20 protein-coding genes and 1 pseudogene are annotated in these 18,885 nt (G+C 70.7%); 12 read left to right on the plus strand and 9 right to left on the minus strand.

Going from position 1 to position 18,885, the window contains the following annotated elements:
* Positions 1 to 217 precede the first annotated feature (217 nt).
* The 6 genes from BM362_RS16770 to BM362_RS16795 all read left to right on the plus strand — a co-directional run bounded on the left by BM362_RS16770 (position 218) and on the right by BM362_RS16795 (position 6,600).
* Complete coding sequence (locus BM362_RS16770; RefSeq protein WP_093573872.1) at positions 218 to 1,402, plus strand: thiolase family protein; 1,185 nt, start codon at positions 218 to 220, stop codon at positions 1,400 to 1,402.
* Complete coding sequence (locus BM362_RS16775) at positions 1,399 to 1,818, plus strand: Zn-ribbon domain-containing OB-fold protein (protein ID WP_208865225.1); 420 nt, start codon at positions 1,399 to 1,401, stop codon at positions 1,816 to 1,818. The genes BM362_RS16770 and BM362_RS16775 overlap by 4 nt, the downstream gene beginning before the upstream one ends.
* Positions 1,808 to 2,602: a crotonase/enoyl-CoA hydratase family protein gene (locus tag BM362_RS16780; protein ID WP_093573734.1), complete on the plus strand. Its 795-nt coding sequence runs from the start codon at positions 1,808 to 1,810 to the stop codon at positions 2,600 to 2,602. The genes BM362_RS16775 and BM362_RS16780 overlap by 11 nt, the downstream gene beginning before the upstream one ends.
* An 83-nt stretch (positions 2,603 to 2,685) precedes the next feature.
* Positions 2,686 to 5,337, plus strand: coding sequence for an ABC transporter permease family protein (locus BM362_RS16785; protein WP_093573735.1), 2,652 nt, complete (start codon positions 2,686 to 2,688; stop codon positions 5,335 to 5,337).
* Positions 5,324 to 5,986 (plus strand): ABC transporter ATP-binding protein, encoded by a 663-nt coding sequence (locus BM362_RS16790; protein ID WP_244287176.1) that lies wholly within the window; start codon positions 5,324 to 5,326, stop codon positions 5,984 to 5,986. Before BM362_RS16785 ends, BM362_RS16790 begins: the two co-directional genes overlap by 14 nt.
* Positions 5,983 to 6,600 (plus strand): ABC transporter ATP-binding protein, encoded by a 618-nt coding sequence (locus BM362_RS16795; protein WP_067581445.1) that lies wholly within the window; start codon positions 5,983 to 5,985, stop codon positions 6,598 to 6,600. The genes BM362_RS16790 and BM362_RS16795 overlap by 4 nt, the downstream gene beginning before the upstream one ends.
* A gap of 58 nt (positions 6,601 to 6,658) precedes the next feature.
* On the opposite strand, the gene catC is transcribed toward BM362_RS16795, so the two are convergent.
* Genes catC through BM362_RS16815 form a run of 4 tightly spaced genes read right to left on the minus strand, consistent with a single transcriptional unit; the run spans position 6,659 to position 9,838 of the window.
* Positions 6,659 to 6,937, minus strand: coding sequence for a muconolactone Delta-isomerase (gene catC, locus BM362_RS16800; RefSeq protein WP_067581447.1), 279 nt, complete (start codon positions 6,935 to 6,937; stop codon positions 6,659 to 6,661).
* Between the two features lie 15 nt (positions 6,938 to 6,952).
* On the minus strand, positions 6,953 to 7,798 hold the full coding sequence (gene catA / locus BM362_RS16805; RefSeq protein ID WP_093573736.1) for a catechol 1,2-dioxygenase: 846 nt from the start codon (positions 7,796 to 7,798) through the stop codon (positions 6,953 to 6,955).
* Positions 7,799 to 7,829: 31 nt separating this feature from the next.
* Entirely contained in the window at positions 7,830 to 8,933 is a 1,104-nt protein-coding gene (locus BM362_RS16810; protein WP_067581450.1) for a mandelate racemase/muconate lactonizing enzyme family protein, read from the minus strand.
* Entirely contained in the window at positions 8,930 to 9,838 is a 909-nt protein-coding gene (locus tag BM362_RS16815; protein WP_067581452.1) for a LysR substrate-binding domain-containing protein, read from the minus strand. The genes BM362_RS16810 and BM362_RS16815 overlap by 4 nt, the downstream gene beginning before the upstream one ends.
* A gap of 224 nt (positions 9,839 to 10,062) precedes the next feature.
* Between BM362_RS16815 and BM362_RS16820 the strand changes: the two are divergent.
* Positions 10,063 to 10,480 (plus strand): annotated as a pseudogene (locus BM362_RS16820) (Rieske 2Fe-2S domain-containing protein); the annotation flags it as partial.
* A gap of 411 nt (positions 10,481 to 10,891) precedes the next feature.
* Here the strand turns inward: BM362_RS16820 and BM362_RS16825 are convergent.
* Complete coding sequence (locus BM362_RS16825; protein ID WP_093573737.1) at positions 10,892 to 11,809, minus strand: DUF5829 family protein; 918 nt, start codon at positions 11,807 to 11,809, stop codon at positions 10,892 to 10,894.
* 212 nt (positions 11,810 to 12,021) lie between these two features.
* Here BM362_RS16825 and BM362_RS16830 point away from each other — a divergent pair, with 212 nt between their 5' ends.
* Complete coding sequence (locus BM362_RS16830) at positions 12,022 to 12,858, plus strand: GH25 family lysozyme (RefSeq protein WP_167545337.1); 837 nt, start codon at positions 12,022 to 12,024, stop codon at positions 12,856 to 12,858.
* Here the strand turns inward: BM362_RS16830 and BM362_RS16835 are convergent.
* Genes BM362_RS16835 through BM362_RS16845 form a run of 3 tightly spaced genes read right to left on the minus strand, consistent with a single transcriptional unit; the run spans position 12,815 to position 15,012 of the window.
* Positions 12,815 to 13,498: a DUF3159 domain-containing protein gene (locus tag BM362_RS16835; protein WP_093573739.1), complete on the minus strand. Its 684-nt coding sequence runs from the start codon at positions 13,496 to 13,498 to the stop codon at positions 12,815 to 12,817. The two genes, BM362_RS16830 and BM362_RS16835, sit on opposite strands and share 44 nt — an antisense overlap.
* On the minus strand, positions 13,495 to 14,106 hold the full coding sequence (locus tag BM362_RS16840; RefSeq protein WP_067582292.1) for a TetR/AcrR family transcriptional regulator: 612 nt from the start codon (positions 14,104 to 14,106) through the stop codon (positions 13,495 to 13,497). Before BM362_RS16840 ends, BM362_RS16835 begins: the two co-directional genes overlap by 4 nt.
* A 39-nt stretch (positions 14,107 to 14,145) precedes the next feature.
* On the minus strand, positions 14,146 to 15,012 hold the full coding sequence (locus BM362_RS16845; protein WP_067581459.1) for a LysR family transcriptional regulator: 867 nt from the start codon (positions 15,010 to 15,012) through the stop codon (positions 14,146 to 14,148).
* 98 nt (positions 15,013 to 15,110) lie between these two features.
* Here BM362_RS16845 and BM362_RS16850 point away from each other — a divergent pair, with 98 nt between their 5' ends.
* The 3 genes from BM362_RS16850 to BM362_RS16860 all read left to right on the plus strand — a co-directional run bounded on the left by BM362_RS16850 (position 15,111) and on the right by BM362_RS16860 (position 17,542).
* A complete protein-coding gene (locus BM362_RS16850; RefSeq protein WP_093573741.1) occupies positions 15,111 to 15,467 on the plus strand; it encodes a DUF488 domain-containing protein in 357 nt (118 codons plus the stop codon).
* 410 nt (positions 15,468 to 15,877) lie between these two features.
* On the plus strand, positions 15,878 to 16,144 hold the full coding sequence (locus tag BM362_RS16855; RefSeq protein ID WP_067581463.1) for a hypothetical protein: 267 nt from the start codon (positions 15,878 to 15,880) through the stop codon (positions 16,142 to 16,144).
* 489 nt (positions 16,145 to 16,633) lie between these two features.
* Entirely contained in the window at positions 16,634 to 17,542 is a 909-nt protein-coding gene (locus BM362_RS16860) for a LysR family transcriptional regulator (RefSeq protein ID WP_093573742.1), read from the plus strand.
* Positions 17,543 to 17,692: 150 nt separating this feature from the next.
* Here the strand turns inward: BM362_RS16860 and BM362_RS50550 are convergent, their stop codons facing one another.
* Positions 17,693 to 18,208: a PNPOx family protein gene (locus tag BM362_RS50550; protein ID WP_425285708.1), complete on the minus strand. Its 516-nt coding sequence runs from the start codon at positions 18,206 to 18,208 to the stop codon at positions 17,693 to 17,695.
* On the opposite strand from BM362_RS50550, the gene BM362_RS47480 reads away from it, so the two are divergent.
* Positions 18,150 to 18,719, plus strand: coding sequence for a hypothetical protein (locus BM362_RS47480; protein WP_093573744.1), 570 nt, complete (start codon positions 18,150 to 18,152; stop codon positions 18,717 to 18,719). The two genes, BM362_RS50550 and BM362_RS47480, sit on opposite strands and share 59 nt — an antisense overlap.
* The last annotated feature ends 166 nt before the right edge of the window (positions 18,720 to 18,885 follow it).

Genomic DNA, 18,885 nt, shown 5'->3' on the forward strand with positions numbered 1-18,885 from the left:
GCCGGACCGCCTTTCCCGTCGTCGGGTCTCGATTCCCATGCTGGGTCCGGAAAACCGCGATGTACATCACGGATTCCGACACCGGCAGGTTTCCGGGAGCGACATCGGCGCACGTGTCGCGGGCGCACATCTGCCGGTGTCCCGACCGGTCGTTTACGCCGGGTCAGCGGGATGCGAACGTGGAGACGCGGCCACCGGCCGGGAACGGAGTGCGATGATGACGAGCAGGCGGGAGACCTCGGCGCGCCGGAGGGCGGCAATCGCCGGTCTCGGGCTCACCGAGCTGGGGAAAGTCTACGGTCCGAGCGCGCGGCAGTTCGCCGCGCAGGCCGTCCGGCGGGCAGCCGCGGACGCCGGGATCGGGCTGTCCGGCATCGACGGGCTGCTGGTGTCCGCCGGCACGACGCCCGGAGTGGACCTCAGCCTGCAAGTCGACTTGGGACTGCGGGACCTGCGCCTGTGCACCCAGATGCAGGCATTCGGCTCGACGGCGGGCGCGATGGTGCAGTACGCCGCGATGGCCGTCGAAGCGGGCATGGCCGGCACTGTGGCCTGCGTGTTCGCGGACGCGCCGCTCAAGCAGGGCAAAGCGACCGGTGCGGCTTACGGCGGAGGGCGCACGACTCCGGCCGGCTGGGGAAGCCTGCTGGGCTCCAGCGGTTTCGCCGGGCCGAACTCGTTCTACGCGCTCGCCGCGCGACGGCACATGAAGACTTACGGCACCACGAGCGAGCAGTTCGGCGCGATCGCGGTCGCGCAGCGCGCGTGGGCGGCGAAGAACCCGCTGGCACAGCTGCGCGATCCGATCACCGTGGCCGACCATCAAGCGTCGCGGTTCATCGCGGAACCGTTCCATCTGCTGGACTGTTGCCTGGTGTCGAACGGCGGCGCGGCGGTGATCGTGACGTCGGCTGAGCGAGCGAAAGAACTCGCTCAGCCTGCTGTCCAGGTGCTCGGCTGGGGACAAGCGCATCCGGGCGATTCGTTCCGCCGCAACGACAATCTCGGTCTCGTGAGCGGTGCGGCGCAGTCCGGTCCGGCGGCGATGGAGATGGCCGGAGTGACTATCGAGGACATCGACGTCGCCGAGATCTACGACTGCTACACCTTCACCGCGCTGCTCACCCTGGAGGACTACGGGTTCTGCGGCAAGGGCGAAGGCGGCGAGTTCGTCGAGACGCCGGGCATGCTCGGCCCGGACGGCAAGCTCGCGGTCAACACCGGCGGCGGCCAGCTGTCGTCGTACTACCTGTGGGGAATGACGCCGCTGTCCGAGGCGATCATCCAGGCGCGGGGCCAGGGCGGCGAACGCCAGGTGCCGAAGCACGACACCGTGCTGGTTTCGGGCAACGGCGGCATTCTGGACCACCACAGCACGCTCGTGCTGGGAGCGGAGGGATGACAGTGCGGATCAACCCAGTCGCCCGCGACGAGGAGTCCGCGGCGTTCTTCGACGGCACCGCGGCAGGCGAGTTCCGGCTGTTGCGGCGGCGCGGCACCGGCGAGTGCCTGGATCCGCGTACGGTCCCGGACCCCGACGACGATCTGGAGTGGACGGCAGCCGCGGGAACCGGCACGGTGGTGTCGTGGTCGGTGGTGCACAAGCGGGCGCGCGACGGCGGCGAGCCGGAGCGCGTGGTCGTCGGCATCGTGGAGCTGGCCGAGGGACCGTGGTGGTGGGGCCGGCTCGACGCCGACCCGGACGCGGACCTCTGGCAGTTGCCGGTGCGGGCAGCGTTCGTGCCCTCCGGTCCCGAACCTGACCACGAGAAGGTGCCGGTCTTCGCACCGGCGGAGGAGGACGGTCATGTCCGATGACGCCCCGGCCGCGCTTGTCGACCAGCGCGGGCACGTCCTGGTGATCACGCTCAACCGGCCGCACGCGATGAACGCGGTCAACGCCGAGCTGAGCGAACTCGTCGGCACCGCGCTGGAACGGGCCGAACAGGATCCGGACACGCGCGTCGTCGTGCTGACCGGCGCGGGGGAGCGGGCGTTCTGCGCCGGAGCCGACCTGAAAGCCGTTTCGCGAGGCGAGTCGCTCGCCGCGCCGGGGCACGAGGAATGGGGCTTCGCCGGATACGTGCGGCACCCGGTCTCGAAGCCGACGATCGCCGCGGTGAACGGGTTCGCCCTCGGCGGCGGCACCGAACTCGCGCTGGCCAGCGACCTGGTGGTGGCGGCCGAATCGGCGAAATTCGGGCTGCCGGAAGTGAAGCGCGGCCTCTTCGCGGCGGCGGGCGGGGTGTTCCGGCTGCCGCGGCAGATCCCGCAGAAGATCGCGATGGAGATGATGTTCACCGGCGAACCCCTCGACGCCGCCCGCGCGGCGACGCTCGGGCTGGTGAACCACGTGGTCCCGGACGGCGACGTGCTGACCGAGGCGCTGGCGCTGGCGGAGAAGATCGCCGCGAACGCGCCGTTGGCGGTGCAGGCCAGCAAACGCGTCGCACTGGGCATTGTGGACGGTGCGATCGCGGACGACGACAGCGACTGGGACAACACTCGCGAGAACGCCGTCGGGGTCATGACGAGCGAGGACGTCCGCGAGGGGACGATGGCGTTCGTCGAGAAGCGCGCGCCGGTCTGGCAGGCGAAGTAAGCTTTCTGTACTCGGGAAAACGCGCTCTGTTCGCATCGGGCAGCGCCGCCCCGCCGGCGCCGGGATCGTGGCAGACTCGGTGAATGCGCGGGTGGGGGGCGACGCCGTGGACGCGGGCGCCGAAAACAGGGTGGCGGCAACCAGCGGTCGTCGTAGCGGCAATCGCCGCGGCGGTGCTCGTCGCGTTGCCCGCCGCGGCAGTGGCGTTGTTTCTGTCCTCGGCCGGGAACGCGACGCTGCACGAGCAGATGAACCGGGCGTGCCAGTGGGCGGTCGGCGCGGAGTGGACCGGCGGCTTGCCGATGTCCCAGCCCTATCCGGGCGCCACCGGACCGACCGGGAAGGCACTGGACGACGCCCGGCTCGCGGTCGCCCGCGACGCGGCTCGCGAGGTGCCGCGGCTGTCCGGCGTGGCCTCGACGCTCTTCAGCTCCGCCAAGGTCAACCCGGTCCGGCCGGGTTCGCCGAATCCGGAACAGTCCGCGATGTGGCTGGTGGCCCAGGACGATTTCGCCGCGCACCTGCACGTCGTGGAGGGCGGCAAGGGCCAGGGGATCTGGGTGTCGAGCCAGTTCGCGAAGGCGCGCGGGCTGCACGCGGGCGACCAGGTGGCGATCCAGGGCGGCTGGTCCCCGAACGGCGGCCTGCCGCCGGACGCCCCGGTCAAGACCATGCCGGTGGCCGCGGTGTACCGGGACCTGCGCGAGCTGCCCGACCAGCCGTTCTGGTGCCATCTGCAGTCGCTGTACCGGCCGAATCCGCTGAGCGAGGCTCCGGTCTTCCCGGTCGGGTTCGTGTCGCGGGACGCTCTGTTCGGGCTGACCCCGCCGGATTCGGGCGTCGGCAGCTTCCTCGCGGCCTCGGTCGACCAGAACGGGCTGACCACGGAGAACGCGCCCGGCACCGTCGCCGGGCTGGAACGGGTGCGAGAGCGCACCGAGAACACTCCCGAGTTGTTCGCGCAGCGCGGCCGGATGCAGTTCACGTCGTCGCTGGGCGGCATCGCGGATCGTGCGGACCAGGTCGGATCCTCGCTCGCCGCGACGGTCGTGCCGATCGGCGTCGCCGGATCGCTGACCGGGCTGGTCATTTCGGCGACGGTCGGGTCGTTCTGGGCCGAACGCCGCCGGGCCGAGCTGGCGGTGCTGTCCGCGCGCGGGGCGGGGCCGGGCGCGCTGGCCGGGAAAGCGCTGCTGGAGCTGGGTTCTATCGCGCTGCTCGGCACCGTCGGCGGCTGGTTCGCCGCGCGCGGGCTGGTGAGCGCGCTGGGGCCGAGCCCGCTGGTGACGCCGTCCGCGGTCGGCTACTCGATCGGCGGCGCGGCGGTCGCGTTCCTGGCGACGCTGGCCGGGATCGCCGGTTCGGTCGTGCTTCGCACGCGGGCGATGTTCGACGCGCGCACGTCGCGGATCCGGCATCTGCCGTGGGAAATCCTCCCGCTGGTCGCCGCGGTGGTCTGCTACTTCGCGCTCGGCGACGGCGCGCAGACCGGGCTCGGCCAGGCGGGATCGGTCGCGCGGATCCCGCCGCGGCTGATCGTCGTGCCGTTGCTGCTGGTGCTGGGGCTGGCGATGCTGGTGACCCGGGTCGTGCGGCTGACCTTGCCACGGGCGCCCGCGGTGCGGCGAGAACGGGCAGTGGCGTTCCTGGCCTGGCGACGGCTGGCTTCGGTGCCCGCCGCGGCGGCCGTGCTGGTCGGAGCCACCGCGGTACCGGTGGCGCTGTCGATCTTCGCTACCACAGTCACCGGTTCCGTCCAGCGCACGCTCGACGACGAGGGACAGCTCGTGGTCGGCTCGGACGTCGTGGTGCATTTGACCGGTCCCGCCGCGATCCCGCCTGGCCTGACCGGGCACGCCGCGCTGGTCGACCGTTACGACTCGGCATACCTGGGCAGCAAGACGGTGAACGTGCTGGGCGTCGACCCGGCGACGTTCGGCTCAGCCGCGTTCTGGGACAGCCACTTCAGCGGGCCGGCCCTGCCCGAGCTGCTGGACCAGCTGTCCGGCGACACCCCGGCCGGCATCCTCGCCGGGGTCCCGGACGCCCCCGGGCAGGCGACGCTGAGCATCGGGGGCAAGGACCTGCCGCTGCGGGTCGTCACGGTGGCGCAGCTGCCCGGCAAGAGTGCGGGATTCCCGGAATTGCTGCTGCGCAAGGACCTTCTGGCCAAGTTCGCCGGAGAGAGCGTGCATCGCGAGCTGTGGGCGCGCGGCGACCCGGCGCACGTGCTGCCGGAACTGGGCAAAGCCGGGGTGCCGGCCGGGACGGTCAGCCGCGCTGCCGACGTCACCGCGCACGGCGTCTATGGCGGAGTCACTTACACCTTCGCGTTCCTGACCGCAGTGTCGGCTCTGGTCGGGGTGGTCGTCCTAGTCGGACTGTTGCTGTACCTCAACGCCAGGGCTCGTGCTCGGCGCGGAGCATATGTCCTCTTGCGACGGATGGGCATCACCTCGGGCGCGCATTGGCGAGCGCTCGCCTACGAGGTCGGCGGGCTGCTGGCGGCCGGATTCGCCTTGGGCGTCGGGTTCGCGGCCGTCGCGGTCTCGGTGACCTACGAGGGCTACGACCTCGATCCGGCGACGCCGCCGGGCACCGTGATCCCGGTGCCGTGGGGTCCGGGCGGGCAATTGCTGCTCGCGGCGGTGGTCGTCGCGCTTGCCGTTACTTATGCGGCCCAACGCGCGGCTGCGCGGGCACTGCCTTCGGAGGTGTTGCGTGACACTGCCTGATGCTGTCCGGGGTGCCGGATTGACGCACGGCTATCGCACCGCCGGTCGCTCGCTGACCGCTTTGCACGAGGTGACGATCGCCGCCGCACACGGCCGGATCACCGCGCTGGTGGGCCCCTCCGGGTCCGGCAAATCGACTCTGCTGCGTCTGCTGGCTTGCCTGGAACGACCGGACGAGGGCCGCGTCGAGGTCGGCGGCACGGACGTCACCGCGTTGTCCGCGCGGGCGCGCCGGGCGGTGCGGCGACGGCGGATCGGTTACGTATTCCAGAATCCCGTCGAAAACCTGCTGGATTACCTTACCGTGCAAGAACATCTGGAGCTGGCCGCGAAGATGCGCGGCACCGGCCTTTCGCTCTCCTTGCTGGAGCGGCTGGGGCTGGATCACCGCCGCGGCCACCGCCCGCGCCAGCTTTCCGGCGGTGAACAGCAACGAACCGCACTCGCCTTCGCCGCGGCCGGCGACCCGGACGCGGTGCTGGCGGACGAACCGACCGCCCAACTGGACCGTTCCTCGGCTCGGCTGGTCGCGGAGGCATTCCGTGCGCTGGCCGAGGCAGGGCAGACCGTCGTGGTCGCGACCCACGACCCGGTGCTGGCCGAAGCGGCGGACGACGTGGTGGAACTCGTGGACGGGAGAGTCCGGTGACTGCGCTGCTCAGCGTGTCCGACGTAAGCCGTTCCCACGGCGGGATGCCGGTGCTGCGGCACACGAGCCTCGATCTGGCGGCGGGCGAACTGGTCGCACTGACCGGCCCGTCGGGCTCGGGCAAAAGCACTTTGCTGATGATCGCGGGTGGCTGGGACAAGCCCGACAGCGGGACCGTCACCGCGCATCCGCCGATGCCGGACGCGGCGGTTTCGGAACAGCCGTGGCACGCGCTGGCTTTCGTGCCGCAGTCGATCGCGCTGTTCGAGGAGTTGACGGTCGCGGACAACCTCGCTTTCGCCGCGCGGACCGCGGCGGAGCCGCCGGATCGGTCGAAGCTGCTGGAAACCCTGGACCTGGCGAAACTGGCGGATCGCTTGCCGAGCGAGGTCTCGCGCGGGGAACAGCAACGGGGTGCCGTGGCGCGTGCTTTGGCGGCGGGTCCGCTGGTGCTGCTGGCGGATGAGCCGACGTCGCATCAGGACCGCGCGCACGCGGAGATGGTGCTGACGGCGCTGCGCCAGGCAGCGGATCGCGGGACGGCGGTGCTGGTCGCGTCCCACGATCCGCTGCTGGCCGGGCACGCGGACCGCGTGGTGACCGTCGGCGAGTAACCGGGCCCGCCAGGTCCTGGCACCGGTTCACGGACCTGGAGAGCCGGGCTGAGCCCAGTCAGTCCACTTTGGAGGGATGCCGGGCCAGCGGGGTCACCTGGAGGTCCAGGTACGGGAACAGCGGCAGCTTCGACAGGATCTGGTGCAGCTCGTCGTGGTCGGCGACGTCCAGCACCGAGTAGTTCGCGTACTCCCCGGCGATCCGCCAGATGTGCGGCCATTTCCCGCTGCGCTGCAACTGCTGGCTGTACTCCTTCTCGCGCGCGATGAGGGCGTCGCGGACCGCCGGGTCCAGGTCGGGGGGAAGGCGGACGTCCATCCGCACGTGGTAAAGCATGAGTCTCCTGCCGGATCAGAGGGCCGGGTCGAGGACGAAGTCGTACTCGATGGTCTCGCCGTTGTCCGCCGGGCGCGGGTCGAGCAGCAGTTCCGGCTTCACCGCGGACGCGATGTCGTCGTCGTTGTGCTCGTCGCCCGGGAAGTAGAGCTGCGCGGTGAGCAGTTCGTGCCCCGGCGCGGACACCTTGACGTGCAGGTGCGCCGGACGCCAGGCGTGCCAGCCTGCCGCCGCGATCAGTTTGCCGCAGGCTCCGTCGGTCGGGATCTGGTACGGCGCGGGCCGCACGGTGCGGATTTCGAAGCGGCCTTCGTCGTCGGTGGTGAAGGTGCCGCGCAGGTTCCACTCCGGGATGTCCGGCGCGAACTGCGAGTACAGTCCGTCCGCGTCCGCGTGCCACAGTTCGACCTTCGCGCCGGCCAGTGCCGCGCCGGTGGTCGAGGTGACCTGTCCGGTCCAGGTGAGCGGCGTGCCCGGCTCGTTCTCCCGAGACGGGACCGAACCGCGCGCGCCCTGCTCGGGGGCGTCCGGCACGTAGTAGGGGCCCTCGATGGTGCCCTTGTTGCCCTTGCGGTGCTCGGTGGCGACGTCCTCGACGACGTGCTCGACCCAGACATCGAGAAACAGCGGCCATTCGCCGTCCTCGCCGACGCTGATCAGCCACGATTTGAGCGCGTTGTACTCCTCGTAGGTGACCTTGTGCTTGCGGATGGTCGCGTGCACGGCCTCCAGGACCTCGCGGGCGAGCAGGCTGACCCGTTCCTTCGAGGTGCCCGCGACGCCGGCGAACTTGTCGCTCTTGAACCGTTCGGTGGCGTTGGCTCCGGACGCGGCGGCGGTGGGGGAATGCGTGGCAGTCATGAATCCTCCTTGATCCATCGGGGTTTCCGGCTCAGCGGTCCTGCCGGTAGTGCCGGAGCTTGCCGGGGTCGAGCGCGGCGCCGAGGCCGGCGCCGGGGCGGATGACCAGTTCGCCGTCCGCGATGCGCAGCGGTTCGGCGAGCAGGTCGTCGGTCATGTCGAGGAAATTGGACAGTTCGCCGGGGCGGCGCGACGTCAGTTCGTACGCCGATCCGAACGCGACAGTGCACAGTGAACCGATCTGGCCGTCGATCTGGTTGCCCATCACCACTTCCAGCCCGAGGCCCTCCGCGAGGTGGTGCGTGCGCTGCGAGCGCGTGAAGCCGGTGCGGGCGGTTTTGATGCTGATCGCGGTGGCCGACCCGCCGAGGATCTCGCGGGTCACGTCGGCCGGGGTCACCGCGGATTCGTCGGCGATGAACGGAATGTCCAACCGGGACACCAGCCAGCGGCGGCCGAGCACGTCGTCGGCGGGGCACAGTTCCTCGGCGAACAGCAGGTCGAGGCCGGCCATTTCCCGCATCGCGCGGGCGGATTCCGCGGCCGTCCAGCCCCGGTTGCCGTCCACGTACAGGTCGACCTCGGCGCCGAACCGTTCCCGCATCGCGCGAACCACCGCGGTGTCGAGGGAAACCGGACGGCGCCCGACCTTCACCTTGAACGTCGTGATGCCGTAGCTGTCGCGAATCCGTTCCGCCTCGGCGACCATCGCGGCGGGCTCGTCGAAGCCGAGCATGTGCGAAACCTTCATGCGGTCGGTGTAGCCGCCGAGCAGTTCGGTGACCGAGACGTCGAGGCTTTGCCCCAGGGCGTCCCAGATCGCCATGTCCAAAGCGGACTTCGCGGCCGGGTTCCCGACCGTGCGGGAGAGCCGCGCGTGCACCGTCTCGCGTTCCAGCAGGCTCAGGCCCACTACCTGCGGGGCGAACACGGTCTCCAGCACCGCCACGATCCCGGCTTGCGTCTCGCCGTAGGTGAACGGCCGCGGCGGTGCCTCGGCAACGCCGACCACGCCGTCGTCGGTGTGCACGCGGACCAGCACGTGCTCGGCCGTGTGCACCTCGCCGGAAGCGAAACGCAGCGGTTTGCGGTAGGGGATGGCGAACGGGATCGCCTCCACCCGGGTGATCTTCATCGTGTCCTCCCTGACACGGGCACTGCGACGGGGAACAGCTCGCCGAGCGCGTCGAGCACGGCCGGGACCAGTGCCGAGGCCCGGTCGCGGTGCCAGGCGAGCGCGAGCTGGACAGTGGCCGCCCCGGCGAGGTCGCGGAACACGACCCCGGCCAGCGGCAGCGCCCGCGCGGACGCGGGGACGACGCCGACGCCGAGACCGCCGGCGACGAGCGCGAGCAGCACCGCGGTGCCGGCCGCTTCGTGCTCGCGTTGCGGGGTGAATCCGGCGTCGCGGCAGCTGCGCAGCACCGCTTCGTTGACGACGGAGTAGCTGGCCGGATAGGTGACGAAGGCTTCGGCGCGCAGATCGGTCATCGCCACCACCGGTTCCACCGCGAGCCGGTGGTCGGCCGGGACGGCGAGCACGAGCGGCTCGGTCTCGATGACGTGCAGGTCGAGGTCGCCGCCGGTGACCGGTGGACGCAGCACGCCGATGTCGAGAGTGCCGTCGCGCAGCTGCCGGCACTGCTCGCCGGTGAGCAGGTCGGCGTGCACTTCGAGTTCGACCTCGGGCAGCCGGTGCTGCAGCGTGCGGGCGACCTGCGGCAGATGCGACAGCGCGGCGGTGCCGGTGAAGCCGATCCGCGCGAGCCCGCGGCGGCCGTCGGCGATGCGCCGGGCCCCGCGCGCGCCCGCCTCGACGGCGTCCAGGATCCGCTGGGCCTCGGCGAGGAAGAACCGGCCGGCCGGGGTGACCTGTACCTGCCGCGTCGTGCGGCTGAGCAGGGCGACGCCCAGCTCGTCCTCCAGTTGGCGGATCGCGTGCGACAGCGCGGGCTGGGCGAGGTGCAGGCGTTCGGCGGCACGGCCGAAGTGGCAGGTCTCGGCGACGGCGGAGAAGTACCGCAGGTGGCGCAGTTCCATCGGGCTGCCTCCTCACCGGCTCCTCGTCCCGCTCACCGTAAGTTCCGGCATTGAGTGAAGACAAGGAGCGTTTTGCGTGCGATTGATAAACGACATCGATAAATCACACCCTAGGCCAGGACTGGGTCTCGCCCTGGGGCGGCCGCCGCCGCGGACTGGCACAGTGCGGGAAACGCCCTGCTGGGGAGCCGATCAGTGCAGATCGCCGGCCCGTTGGAGGAGTCATGACCGAGACGCTGGACCACGCCGCTTCCGTAGTCGCGGACGCGGTGGTGGAGGACCCGGGAGGCAGGCGTCTACCGCGCGCACCGCCGGATCTTCACCGACGAGGAGATCTTCGAAGTCGAGATGAAGCACCTCTTCGAGGGCAACTGGATCTACTTCGCGCACGAAAGCCAGCTGCCGAACCCCGGCGACTGCTTCACCACCACGATCGGCCGCCAGCCGGTCGTCCTCACTCGCGACAAGGCAGGCGAACTGCATTGCCTGACCAACGCCTGCGCGCACCGCGGCGCGATGATCTGCCGGCGCAACCGGACCACGCTGACCTGCCCGTTCCACGGCTGGACCTCCCGCAACGACGGCAAGCTGCTCAAGGTCAAGGACCCGGACGGCGCGGGCTACCCGGAATCGTTCGACACCGAAGCCCGATTGTGCTGACGGGCGGCTTCGTATCGGGGTGCGGGCGAGGGGCTGGGTGCCTCGATGGTGGGGTGCGTCGGTTGCGGTGGGTGTGCGGGGGTGTGTGCGGGTTCTCGTGCGCGGAGCGTGCTGGGGGCGGGTGGCAGCGGGGGTGCGGGTAGCGCCCCAAGGTGGCATTACGGCGGCTGCGGCTGGGAGGACCGGTCGCGGGTCGTGAGGGGAACCCTGAGAGAGTGTTTCGAAACCCGCGTGGTCAGTCGCTGAATCCGTGTGTTACACGGCAGCTTGCACACAACCGCCCGATGAACGCCACGCCGCCCCGATATCACAGCTAACGCCCGGCCACGCCGCCGGGTTTCGAAACACCCTCTGAGGGAATCTGGTTCCGTGAGGGTTCCCCTCACGTACCGGTCAGGTGCGGATGGCGAAGGTCCAGCGGGCGTGGGCGCCGGGGCCGGCGGTGAGGGTCGAGTGGCCGAGTTGTTCGACGTGTCTCGTTCCGGTGGGGCGGTTGAGGGCCAGGTCGAGCTGTCGGAGGCCGGCTTGGTCTGCGGGGACGGTGTCGAAGCGGATGGTGGTCATGCCGTCGAAGGCGAGAGCGCCGGTGGGGAGCTGGCGTACGGTCATTCCTCCGGCGCGCAGCAGGGGCAGGGTGTTGCCCAGGTCGCGTGCGGTGACGCCCAGGCGGATGCCGGTGACGTCGCGCATCTGGTGGTTGCGGTAGTCGTCCGGCAGGTAGCGGTTGCGGCTGATGTCGCCGGGGTAGCGCGCGGGGCCGGTGTTGCCGCGCGGGTCGGCGAAGTACTCCGCGCGGTATTCCATGCCCCAGGCGCCGAAGGTGTCGTACTGGTCGGTGGTGAAGACTCCGTTGAACCACGGGATCGGCTTGCCGTCGCCGAAGTCGCGGGTTTGCAGGAATTCCAACGGGTTCGCGATGCCCGCGTCGTGCAGGTGCCGGACCACTGTGGACAGTTGGCCGGTGCGTTCGGCCGAGACTCCCAGGCCCGCCGAACCGAGGTCGCCGTCCTTGCCGGGCAGGTCGCCGACACCGAAGAGTTCCACGTAGGTTTCCCGGCCCATCAGGTAGCGGCCGGTCCATTTTTCGCCGCCCGCGCCGGTCGTGGTGCGGACTTGGAAGTTCGCGAAGTCCTTGAGATAGGCCGAATGCTCGATGGCGTCGGCGGTCTCGCGGTCAAGGACGCCGTAGCCGTGGTTGACGTGCAGCAGGGCCGGTTCGCCCGCTTCCGCGGCGCCGGTGCCGGTCGCGGCCAGGGTCAGGAGAACGGTCAGGAGCTGGAGGATCGTCCGGGTTCTTCGAGGTTTGGACATGGCCGGGGAGGGTAAGGCGGCCGCGGCCGGCCGGTGGCGTTTTCCCGGAATTCGACCGCAACGGCCTACTGGGAATGTCTTTCTCGTTGTCCGGTCAAGTGGAAATTAGGTCACTTGGAGCAGTGACAGTGCATCACATTTAGTAACAGAATCAGGTCCTCGTGCCACCTGATCGGGTGGCACTTCGCGAGGGCATCCGAAAGGACCTGTCAATGACCACTCACCACTGGGGACCCACCGGGAGGGCGCGCCGCCTGACCGGAGCGGTGCTCGCCGCGGCTGCCGCCCTGCTCGTGGCGACCGCGCCGAACGCCGGGGCCGCACCTGCCGCGGCCTGGAGCACCTCGGCCGAGACTCCGGACAACCATCAGATGGGCGCTTCCATCCGGGCGCACGAAGGAGGCGGCGCGTCGGTCGCGCCTGCGTCGGCCGAGGCGACCACGTCGGGCATCGACGTGAGCAGCTACCAGGGGGCGGTCGACTGGAAGTCCTACTGGAACCAGGGCAAACGGTTCGCCTACGTGAAGGCGACCGAGGGCACCGGCTACCAGAACCCGGACTTCACCCAGCAGTACAACGGCTCGTACAACGTCGGCATGATCCGCGGTGCCTACCACTACGGCCGTCCGGACATCTCCGGCGGCGCGGCGCAGGCCGACTACTTCGTCGCGCACGGCGGCGGCTGGTCGAAGGACGGCAAGACCCTGCCCGGCACGCTCGACATCGAATGGGGGCCCAGCTCCGCCTGCTACGGGCTGAGCCAGTCCGCGATGGTGTCGTGGATCAAGGCGTTCAGCGACGAGTACCACAAGAAGACCTCGCGCTGGCCGGTGATCTACACGGCGAACAGCTGGTGGACCCAGTGCACCGGCAACAAGGGCGACTTCAGCTCGACCAACCCGCTGTGGGTGGCGGCGTACGCGTCGTCGCCGGGCGCGCTGCCCTACCACTGGGGGTTCTACACCTTCTGGCAGTACACCTCGACGCCGCTCGACCAGGACTACTTCAGCGCGGGCATCGACCGGCTGAAGGTGCTGGCGACCGGCTGAGCCGGACCTGTCCGGGAGTCCGGTCCGGCCGGGCTCCCGGACGGGGCCGTGCCCAGGCGAGGACCGCCAGCCCGGCCAGCGTGCCCGGCAGTCCGGTCGCTACTTTGGCCGCGACCAGCCAGGCGTTCGCCGGGTCGAGGCTGAGCAGGCCGGTCACCGCCGCCCGGACGAGGAAGCCCGCGGCGAGGAGCGCGGTCGCGACCGCGAACCGGCGGCGGGCGGCGCGCTCGGTCCCGCCGCGGCCGACCGCCGCCCAGCCGATCCCCACGAGCGGCCGCCGGACGACGACCGACCCGGTCAGCACCAGCGCGGCCAGCAGGTACCAGACGAGGTCGGGCAGGAAAAGCCCGCCGCCGGATCCGGTCTGCCAAGCGATGAACCCGGCGATGCCGACGCCGATCAGCCCGCCGAAGGCCGGCCCCTTCGGATCTCCGCGCCGGATCCGGACCGCCGCGAGCACGGCGGCGAGGGCGGCCGCGGCGCCGACCGCGACTCCGGTGCCGGCGACGGCGTTGAGCGGCGCGAGGACCGCCGAGGGGATCGCGGACAGCACGATCCCGCCCGGCGTGTCGATCCGCGGCTTGCCGCGCTGCGGTCTCGCCGCGGGATTCGCTTTGCCGCCAAGGAAACGCCGCTTCATCTCAGCGCTCCCGTCACTGACCGCGCCGCCCGGTCCGGGGCGTCGCCGTACCCGATCGCCAGCCGCACCAGCAGATCCGCCAGCGCCGCCCGCCCCGCGGCCTCCGGCAGCGCGCCGCTGAGCACCATCGTCGCCAGCCCGTGCTGCGTGCTCCACACCTGGGCCGCGCACATTTCCGTCTGCTCGGCGGGCACGCCGGCAAACCGGCCGGACCCCACCGCCCGGTCGAGGATCTTCCGCAGCAGCAGGAAGCACGCCTCGCCCGCGCGGTCTTCGTCCAGCGGACGGTCGACGAACATCGCCCGGTACAGGTGCGGTTCGGCCATCCCGAACCGGAAAAACGCCGCCGCCGCTCCGGCGAGGGCGGCCACCGGGTCCTCGGCGGGCGGGTCCATGGTCTCTTCGAGCCTGCGGAAGCCCTCCAGCCGCACCTCCCGGCGCAACTGTTCGACACTGCCGAAGTAGGTGTAGACCGCTGTCGTCGACACGCCCAGCTCCCGGGCCAGCCGCCGAGTCGACAAGGCTGGACCGCCTTCCTCGGCCAGCACCTGGGCGGCTGTCGCCAGAAGGCTTTCGCGAAGCGCGGCGTCGCGCTGTCTCGGGCTCACGCCCACGATAGTAAAACGACGTTGCGTAACACCGCAATACTAAAATCCCTCCAGTACCTCCACGACCGCGCCGACGATCCGCCGGGTCTGCGGCTGGCACGCCGCCCACGTCGTCAGCGGGACGCTCGGCTCGACCAGCTCGCTCCAGGCCCACTCGGGCAGCATCCGGTTCGCGCTGGGCCTGCTGAGCAGCACCGCGTCCGCCTCGACTGCCTCCGCGCAGGCCAGCGCGTTCTCGTTGAACCGCGCGAGGCGCCAGTTCGGCGACACTCCGAGCCCGTGCGCCGCGGCGAGCATCTGGTCGTGCCCGGCCGGGACCTGCGCCCGCGAGTGCGCCAGCACCCGGACGTCGTCGAGATCCCGCAACCGGCACCGCGCGCGCCCGAAAAGCTCGTGACCAGGCCGGATCGCGACGCCGAACGGATGCTCGAACAACAGCCGCCCGTGCAGTGTCGACGGCGGGTTCTGGTGGACCAGCCCGATGTCGATCCGCCCTTCGCTGAGCATCCGCAGCTGCTCGGTGCTGCTGGCGTCCAAAAACGACAGTGCGGCGTCCGGCACCTGACGGCGGATCTCCGCCAGCGCCGCGAGCACCCAGTCCTGCGGAATCCCCGGCGGCAGCGCGATCTCGACCTGCTCCTTGACCGGAGCCGCGGACCGCGTGACCTCCCGCGTCGCGTCCGCGAGCCGCAGCAGCTGCCGCGCGTGCTCGTGCAATGCCCGGCCGGCGACCGTCGCCTGCACGCCCGTCGGCACCCGGTCGAACAACGGCGTCCCGAGTTCGCGTTCGAGCACGCGGATCTGCCGGGTCAGCGCGGGTTGCGACATCATCAGCGACCCGGCCGCCCGGCTGATCGACCCCTCGGTGAACACGGCGACGAAGTACCGCAGCTGACGCAGTTCCATACCCTGGGGTTATACCTCCTTCGTTTGCGCCGCGGCGGCCGCGGGCGGACGCTGGGCGGCGACGGCAGCCCCCGACCCGGGAAGGAGCCGCTGCCCCGATGAGCAAACGCCAAGTCCAGGTCCGCCGGGTCTACGACGCGCCGGAATCCACCGACGGCTCACGGGTCCTGGTCGACCGGCTGTGGCCGCGCGGGCTGAGCAAAGAGCGTGCGCGTCTGGACGACTGGCTGAAGCAGATCTCCCCGTCGACGGAACTGCGCAAGTGGTACTCGCACGACCCGGACCGCTACGCCGGATTCGCCGAACGCTACCGCGCGGAGCTGGAAGAACCGGAACGCGCGGAAGCGCTGGACCACTTGCGTGCGCTAGCCGGCCGGGGGCCGCTGACCCTGTTGACCGCGACCAAACGCAGCGACATCAGCGAAGCGGCGGTACTGGCCGACCTGCTCGGCTAGCGTTCAGGAACTGCCGACCGAGATGCCCGTTGCGTTCGGCATACCGGCTGCCCCGTTCGTGCGACGCGGTCAGCGCCGGGCGCAGCTCGTGGCCTCCGTGGGCCGGCCGGCACTCGACCGTCGGCACCCGGCTGTAACGGTGCGGGCTTTCCTTGGGCCGCCCGGATCACCGGCTTCCACTTCCCGCCCGTGCCGTCGAGCACCTCCGGTGCCGCCCCGGCCCCGGTGAGCTGGTTCGGTCCGGGAACCGCTCCGGCGGTGCCGTGGCGGAGACGTCCGCGAACCGGGCAGTACGAGCACGCATCAGTTGGTGCTCTTTCTGGCTGGGATTCCGGGGCCGAGACCACCTTCGCGGGGTCCGGCAAACACTGCCCGCCACGTCGCGTTGCCGCCCGGCGGTGCGGTAGGCAATGCCCGGCGAACGTGTTCAGCCGGGCAGCCGGTACTTCGCGCGCCAGCCGGTGATCCGGCCTTCCGCCGCGATCGCGGCGACGAATCGTTCGTACCCGTGCTGCGCTTCGACGCGGCGGCAGGCGTGGCTCGCCGACGCGATCGTCCCGCTGCCGGCGTGCCGGAACCGCCGCCGGTCGCTCCCGTGGTCGTGGGTCAGGTCCCCGCGCGGGATGTTCGCGCACAGCCACTGGATCGCCGCGGCGCGTTCTTCGCCGTCGCGGTAGTCGACGGCGCCCAGCTCCAGCGACGCATTTCGTGCCGGGGAGCCACCACTTCGTCGCGTTCCCCGGGCCGCCGATCAGCTGGAACCAGGGAGTCCGACGCGGACTTCGAGCGCTTTTCCGGTGTGGCAATTCCAGTCCGGCGCGGAGCGCCGTCCGGTGAACAGCGGGTGGCCGCGGGCATTCCACAGTAGACCGTCGGCCCGTGGTCACGCTGAAAATTCTCTTCGCCCCTCCTGACAATGACATCGTCCGTTCCCGCGCGGATGTTTCGCCTGTTCCGGGGTTCGGGGCGAGTTCGGCTGTTCGCCGCAACCGCGGTTCGGGCGTTCGGCGGCACCCTCGGCGGGGTAGTTGGGGCACGCTCGGTGTCCCTCGGGCGCGATAATCCCGTTCCGAAACGGTATTTCGCGTCGCAGGCAAGGGGGAGGTGGTCGCCGTTGCGTCTACTGTGGACGACCTGGTCCGTCCGTTTCGGATATGGTTGGCGGAATGGCTGATCTGACGCTCACCGGCCTGCGGGTCGTGGTCGAGGTGGCCCGGACCGGGTCGTTCAGTGCTGCCGCGCATCGGCTCGGCTACACGCAATCAGCGGTGTCGCGGCAGATCGCGGCGAGCGAACGCGCTACTGGAACCGCGTTGTTCGAACGGCATGCCCGCGGAATCCGCCCTACGACAGCAGGAGAAGTACTGATCCGGCACGCCGGTCGGGTGCTGGACAGTGTGAGTGCGGCCGGAAAAGAGCTCGCCGGACTGCGCGACCGGCTCGCCGGGCGGATCTCGGTCGGCGCATTCCCCGCCGCGTCGGCGGTTTTGCTGCCGCGCGCGGTTTCCCGGCTGCTGCGCGCACATCCGGGCGTGGAGGTGCACCTCGCCGAGTCCGCGACCCTGGCGCAACTGCAGTCCCTGCGCCGCGGCAGGCTCGACGTCTCGGTGGCCGTCACCGGCGACGGCTTGCCGGAATACGACTTCGAGGGCTTGCGGCGCACCGAATTGCGCAGTGGAATCCCGTACGGAGTGGCGGTCGCGGAATCACATCCGTTCGCCGGGCGCAGCTGGGTCGAACCGGACGAACTGGCCGAACAGCAGTGGATCGTCGGCGCGGGCAGCTCGCCGGAATTCGGGACGTGGCCGGGAATCGCCGGGCCGTCGATCGCGTTCGCGGTGCGCGCGTGGCCGACGCGGTTGGGCCTGGTCGCGGCGGGTTTGGGAATTTCGCTGGTGCCCGGGTTCGCGGCGGATTCGCTGCCTGCCGATGTGCGGTGGATCCCCGTGCGCGACGAGTGCGGCGGGGTGCGACGCGCGCTGTGGGCGGTGACGGGGGAGCGGCCGGACCCGGCGGCGGTGGCGATGGTGCGGGCGCTGGAGCAAGAGGCCGGGTCGGTCGGCCGGGGTTGCTAGGTCCGGATTTCGTTGGCGTGCTGCGGTTTCTGCGGATGTGGTGTTCGTGAGTGGCCGGATTCGTTGTCAGGAAAGCGCTGTGGTTCGAGCCCGGCGACGTGCGGCCCGTGGCCGCGGAGAAATGTGGAAAACGGAACCGATTCGCGGGAATCAGCAAAAACCTGGAACGGGAACCTCGGCCGGCGACAGCAAATGCTGTTCCCGGCGAGCGGGAGCTTCGCAACGATGGGCTGGCTCGGGCGCAGCCGTGCGCTGCGTGGCGGGCACGGACGCGCCAGCGGTGCCGGTTTGTTCCACGCGGGTCTCGGTCAAGCTGTCCGGGCCAGGATCTCGAAGACCGCGACCCGGTCGGCGGCCGAGGCGAAGGCGTCGGGATCGGGGCCGCTGACGATGCCGGCCTGGGCGAACATCGGTGCTCCTCTGGGGACCTCCTGCGGATAGGCGCGCATGACCTGCTCCTTCAGCGCGCTGTCGGTGACCTCGGCGAGCGTCACGGGATCGCGGCGGCGTCCCCGGGAGAGATGGCCGTGTCCGGCGGCCCGGACGTTGCGGGCCCAGTCGGAATACCACGTACCGGCGGCCGCTGACCGTCAGCGGCGAGACCGGGGTGGAGCGCGGCTTGCCGGTGCGCCGTCCCGGCACCGTGAGCACGCAGACCGGCCCCATCGCGAACCCGAAGCGCGACAGGACGCCGATTGCGCGGTTGGCGGTGCGGAACCAGCGCGGCAGGGGCTTGACGTCGGGCATGGCGGGAATCCCTTCGAATGCTGGATCGGCGGCAGGGTCTGCGGGCCCGGGCAACGACGTCGGGCCCGCAGGCCGGAACGCGACCGAGGCCGTCGAACAACTCCGCCCGGTCCTGCTCGCGGTCTGTTCCCAGGCCGCCGCCGACCCAGCGGGATACACGCGCCACTTCCAGCTCGTCGAGCAGCACCCGGAACTACGCGCCCGCGACGCCGTGAAGATGCAGCAGTTCGCCGACAAGCTGGGCGATCTGCTCATCGATCGCGGATCCGACGAGGCCACCGCCCGCTTTGCCGCGCAGATCGCCATCGCCTGTTACCAGGCCGTCAAACGCCTGGGCAACGACCCTCGCACCCTGGTGGAGGAGATCCGAGCCGCCTTCGGGCGGGTACTCGCACTGGGGACCGGCGCCACCGAGCCCCAAGCCGGGTAGGCGTCACGGCCGTTCCCGCGTCGCCAACGACACCGCGTTCGGGTTGGCGGCAGGCGTCTGGGTCAGCGACGACCGCAAGACGAACTGGGCACAACCGCGTGGATCGGCGCCGGCAACCGGATCGCTGACCGTTCCACCCACGCCTGGGCAGCGTCCGAAGCCGCGC

This window comes from Amycolatopsis rubida (assembly GCF_900115345.1).
GTDB lineage: Bacteria > Actinomycetota > Actinomycetes > Mycobacteriales > Pseudonocardiaceae > Amycolatopsis > Amycolatopsis rubida.

Excerpts from the sequence above, each read along its gene's own strand:
- BM362_RS16770 (WP_093573872.1), top strand. The coding sequence starts at position 218 with ATGACGAGCAGGCGGGAGACCTCGGCGCGCCGGAGGGCGGCAATCGCC.
- BM362_RS16775 (WP_208865225.1), top strand. The coding sequence starts at position 1,399 with ATGACAGTGCGGATCAACCCAGTCGCCCGCGACGAGGAGTCCGCGGCG.
- BM362_RS16780 (WP_093573734.1), top strand. The coding sequence starts at position 1,808 with ATGTCCGATGACGCCCCGGCCGCGCTTGTCGACCAGCGCGGGCACGTC.
- BM362_RS16785 (WP_093573735.1), top strand. The coding sequence starts at position 2,686 with ATGCGCGGGTGGGGGGCGACGCCGTGGACGCGGGCGCCGAAAACAGGG.
- catC (WP_067581447.1), bottom strand. The coding sequence starts at position 6,937 with ATGCTTTACCACGTGCGGATGGACGTCCGCCTTCCCCCCGACCTGGAC.
- catA (WP_093573736.1), bottom strand. The coding sequence starts at position 7,798 with ATGACTGCCACGCATTCCCCCACCGCCGCCGCGTCCGGAGCCAACGCC.
- BM362_RS16810 (WP_067581450.1), bottom strand. The coding sequence starts at position 8,933 with ATGAAGATCACCCGGGTGGAGGCGATCCCGTTCGCCATCCCCTACCGC.
- BM362_RS16815 (WP_067581452.1), bottom strand. The coding sequence starts at position 9,838 with ATGGAACTGCGCCACCTGCGGTACTTCTCCGCCGTCGCCGAGACCTGC.
- BM362_RS16825 (WP_093573737.1), bottom strand. The coding sequence starts at position 11,809 with ATGTCCAAACCTCGAAGAACCCGGACGATCCTCCAGCTCCTGACCGTT.
- BM362_RS16830 (WP_167545337.1), top strand. The coding sequence starts at position 12,022 with ATGACCACTCACCACTGGGGACCCACCGGGAGGGCGCGCCGCCTGACC.
- BM362_RS16835 (WP_093573739.1), bottom strand. The coding sequence starts at position 13,498 with ATGAAGCGGCGTTTCCTTGGCGGCAAAGCGAATCCCGCGGCGAGACCG.
- BM362_RS16845 (WP_067581459.1), bottom strand. The coding sequence starts at position 15,012 with ATGGAACTGCGTCAGCTGCGGTACTTCGTCGCCGTGTTCACCGAGGGG.
- BM362_RS16850 (WP_093573741.1), top strand. The coding sequence starts at position 15,111 with ATGAGCAAACGCCAAGTCCAGGTCCGCCGGGTCTACGACGCGCCGGAA.
- BM362_RS16855 (WP_067581463.1), top strand. The coding sequence starts at position 15,878 with ATGCCCGGCGAACGTGTTCAGCCGGGCAGCCGGTACTTCGCGCGCCAG.
- BM362_RS16860 (WP_093573742.1), top strand. The coding sequence starts at position 16,634 with ATGGCTGATCTGACGCTCACCGGCCTGCGGGTCGTGGTCGAGGTGGCC.
- BM362_RS50550 (WP_425285708.1), bottom strand. The coding sequence starts at position 18,208 with ATGGGGCCGGTCTGCGTGCTCACGGTGCCGGGACGGCGCACCGGCAAG.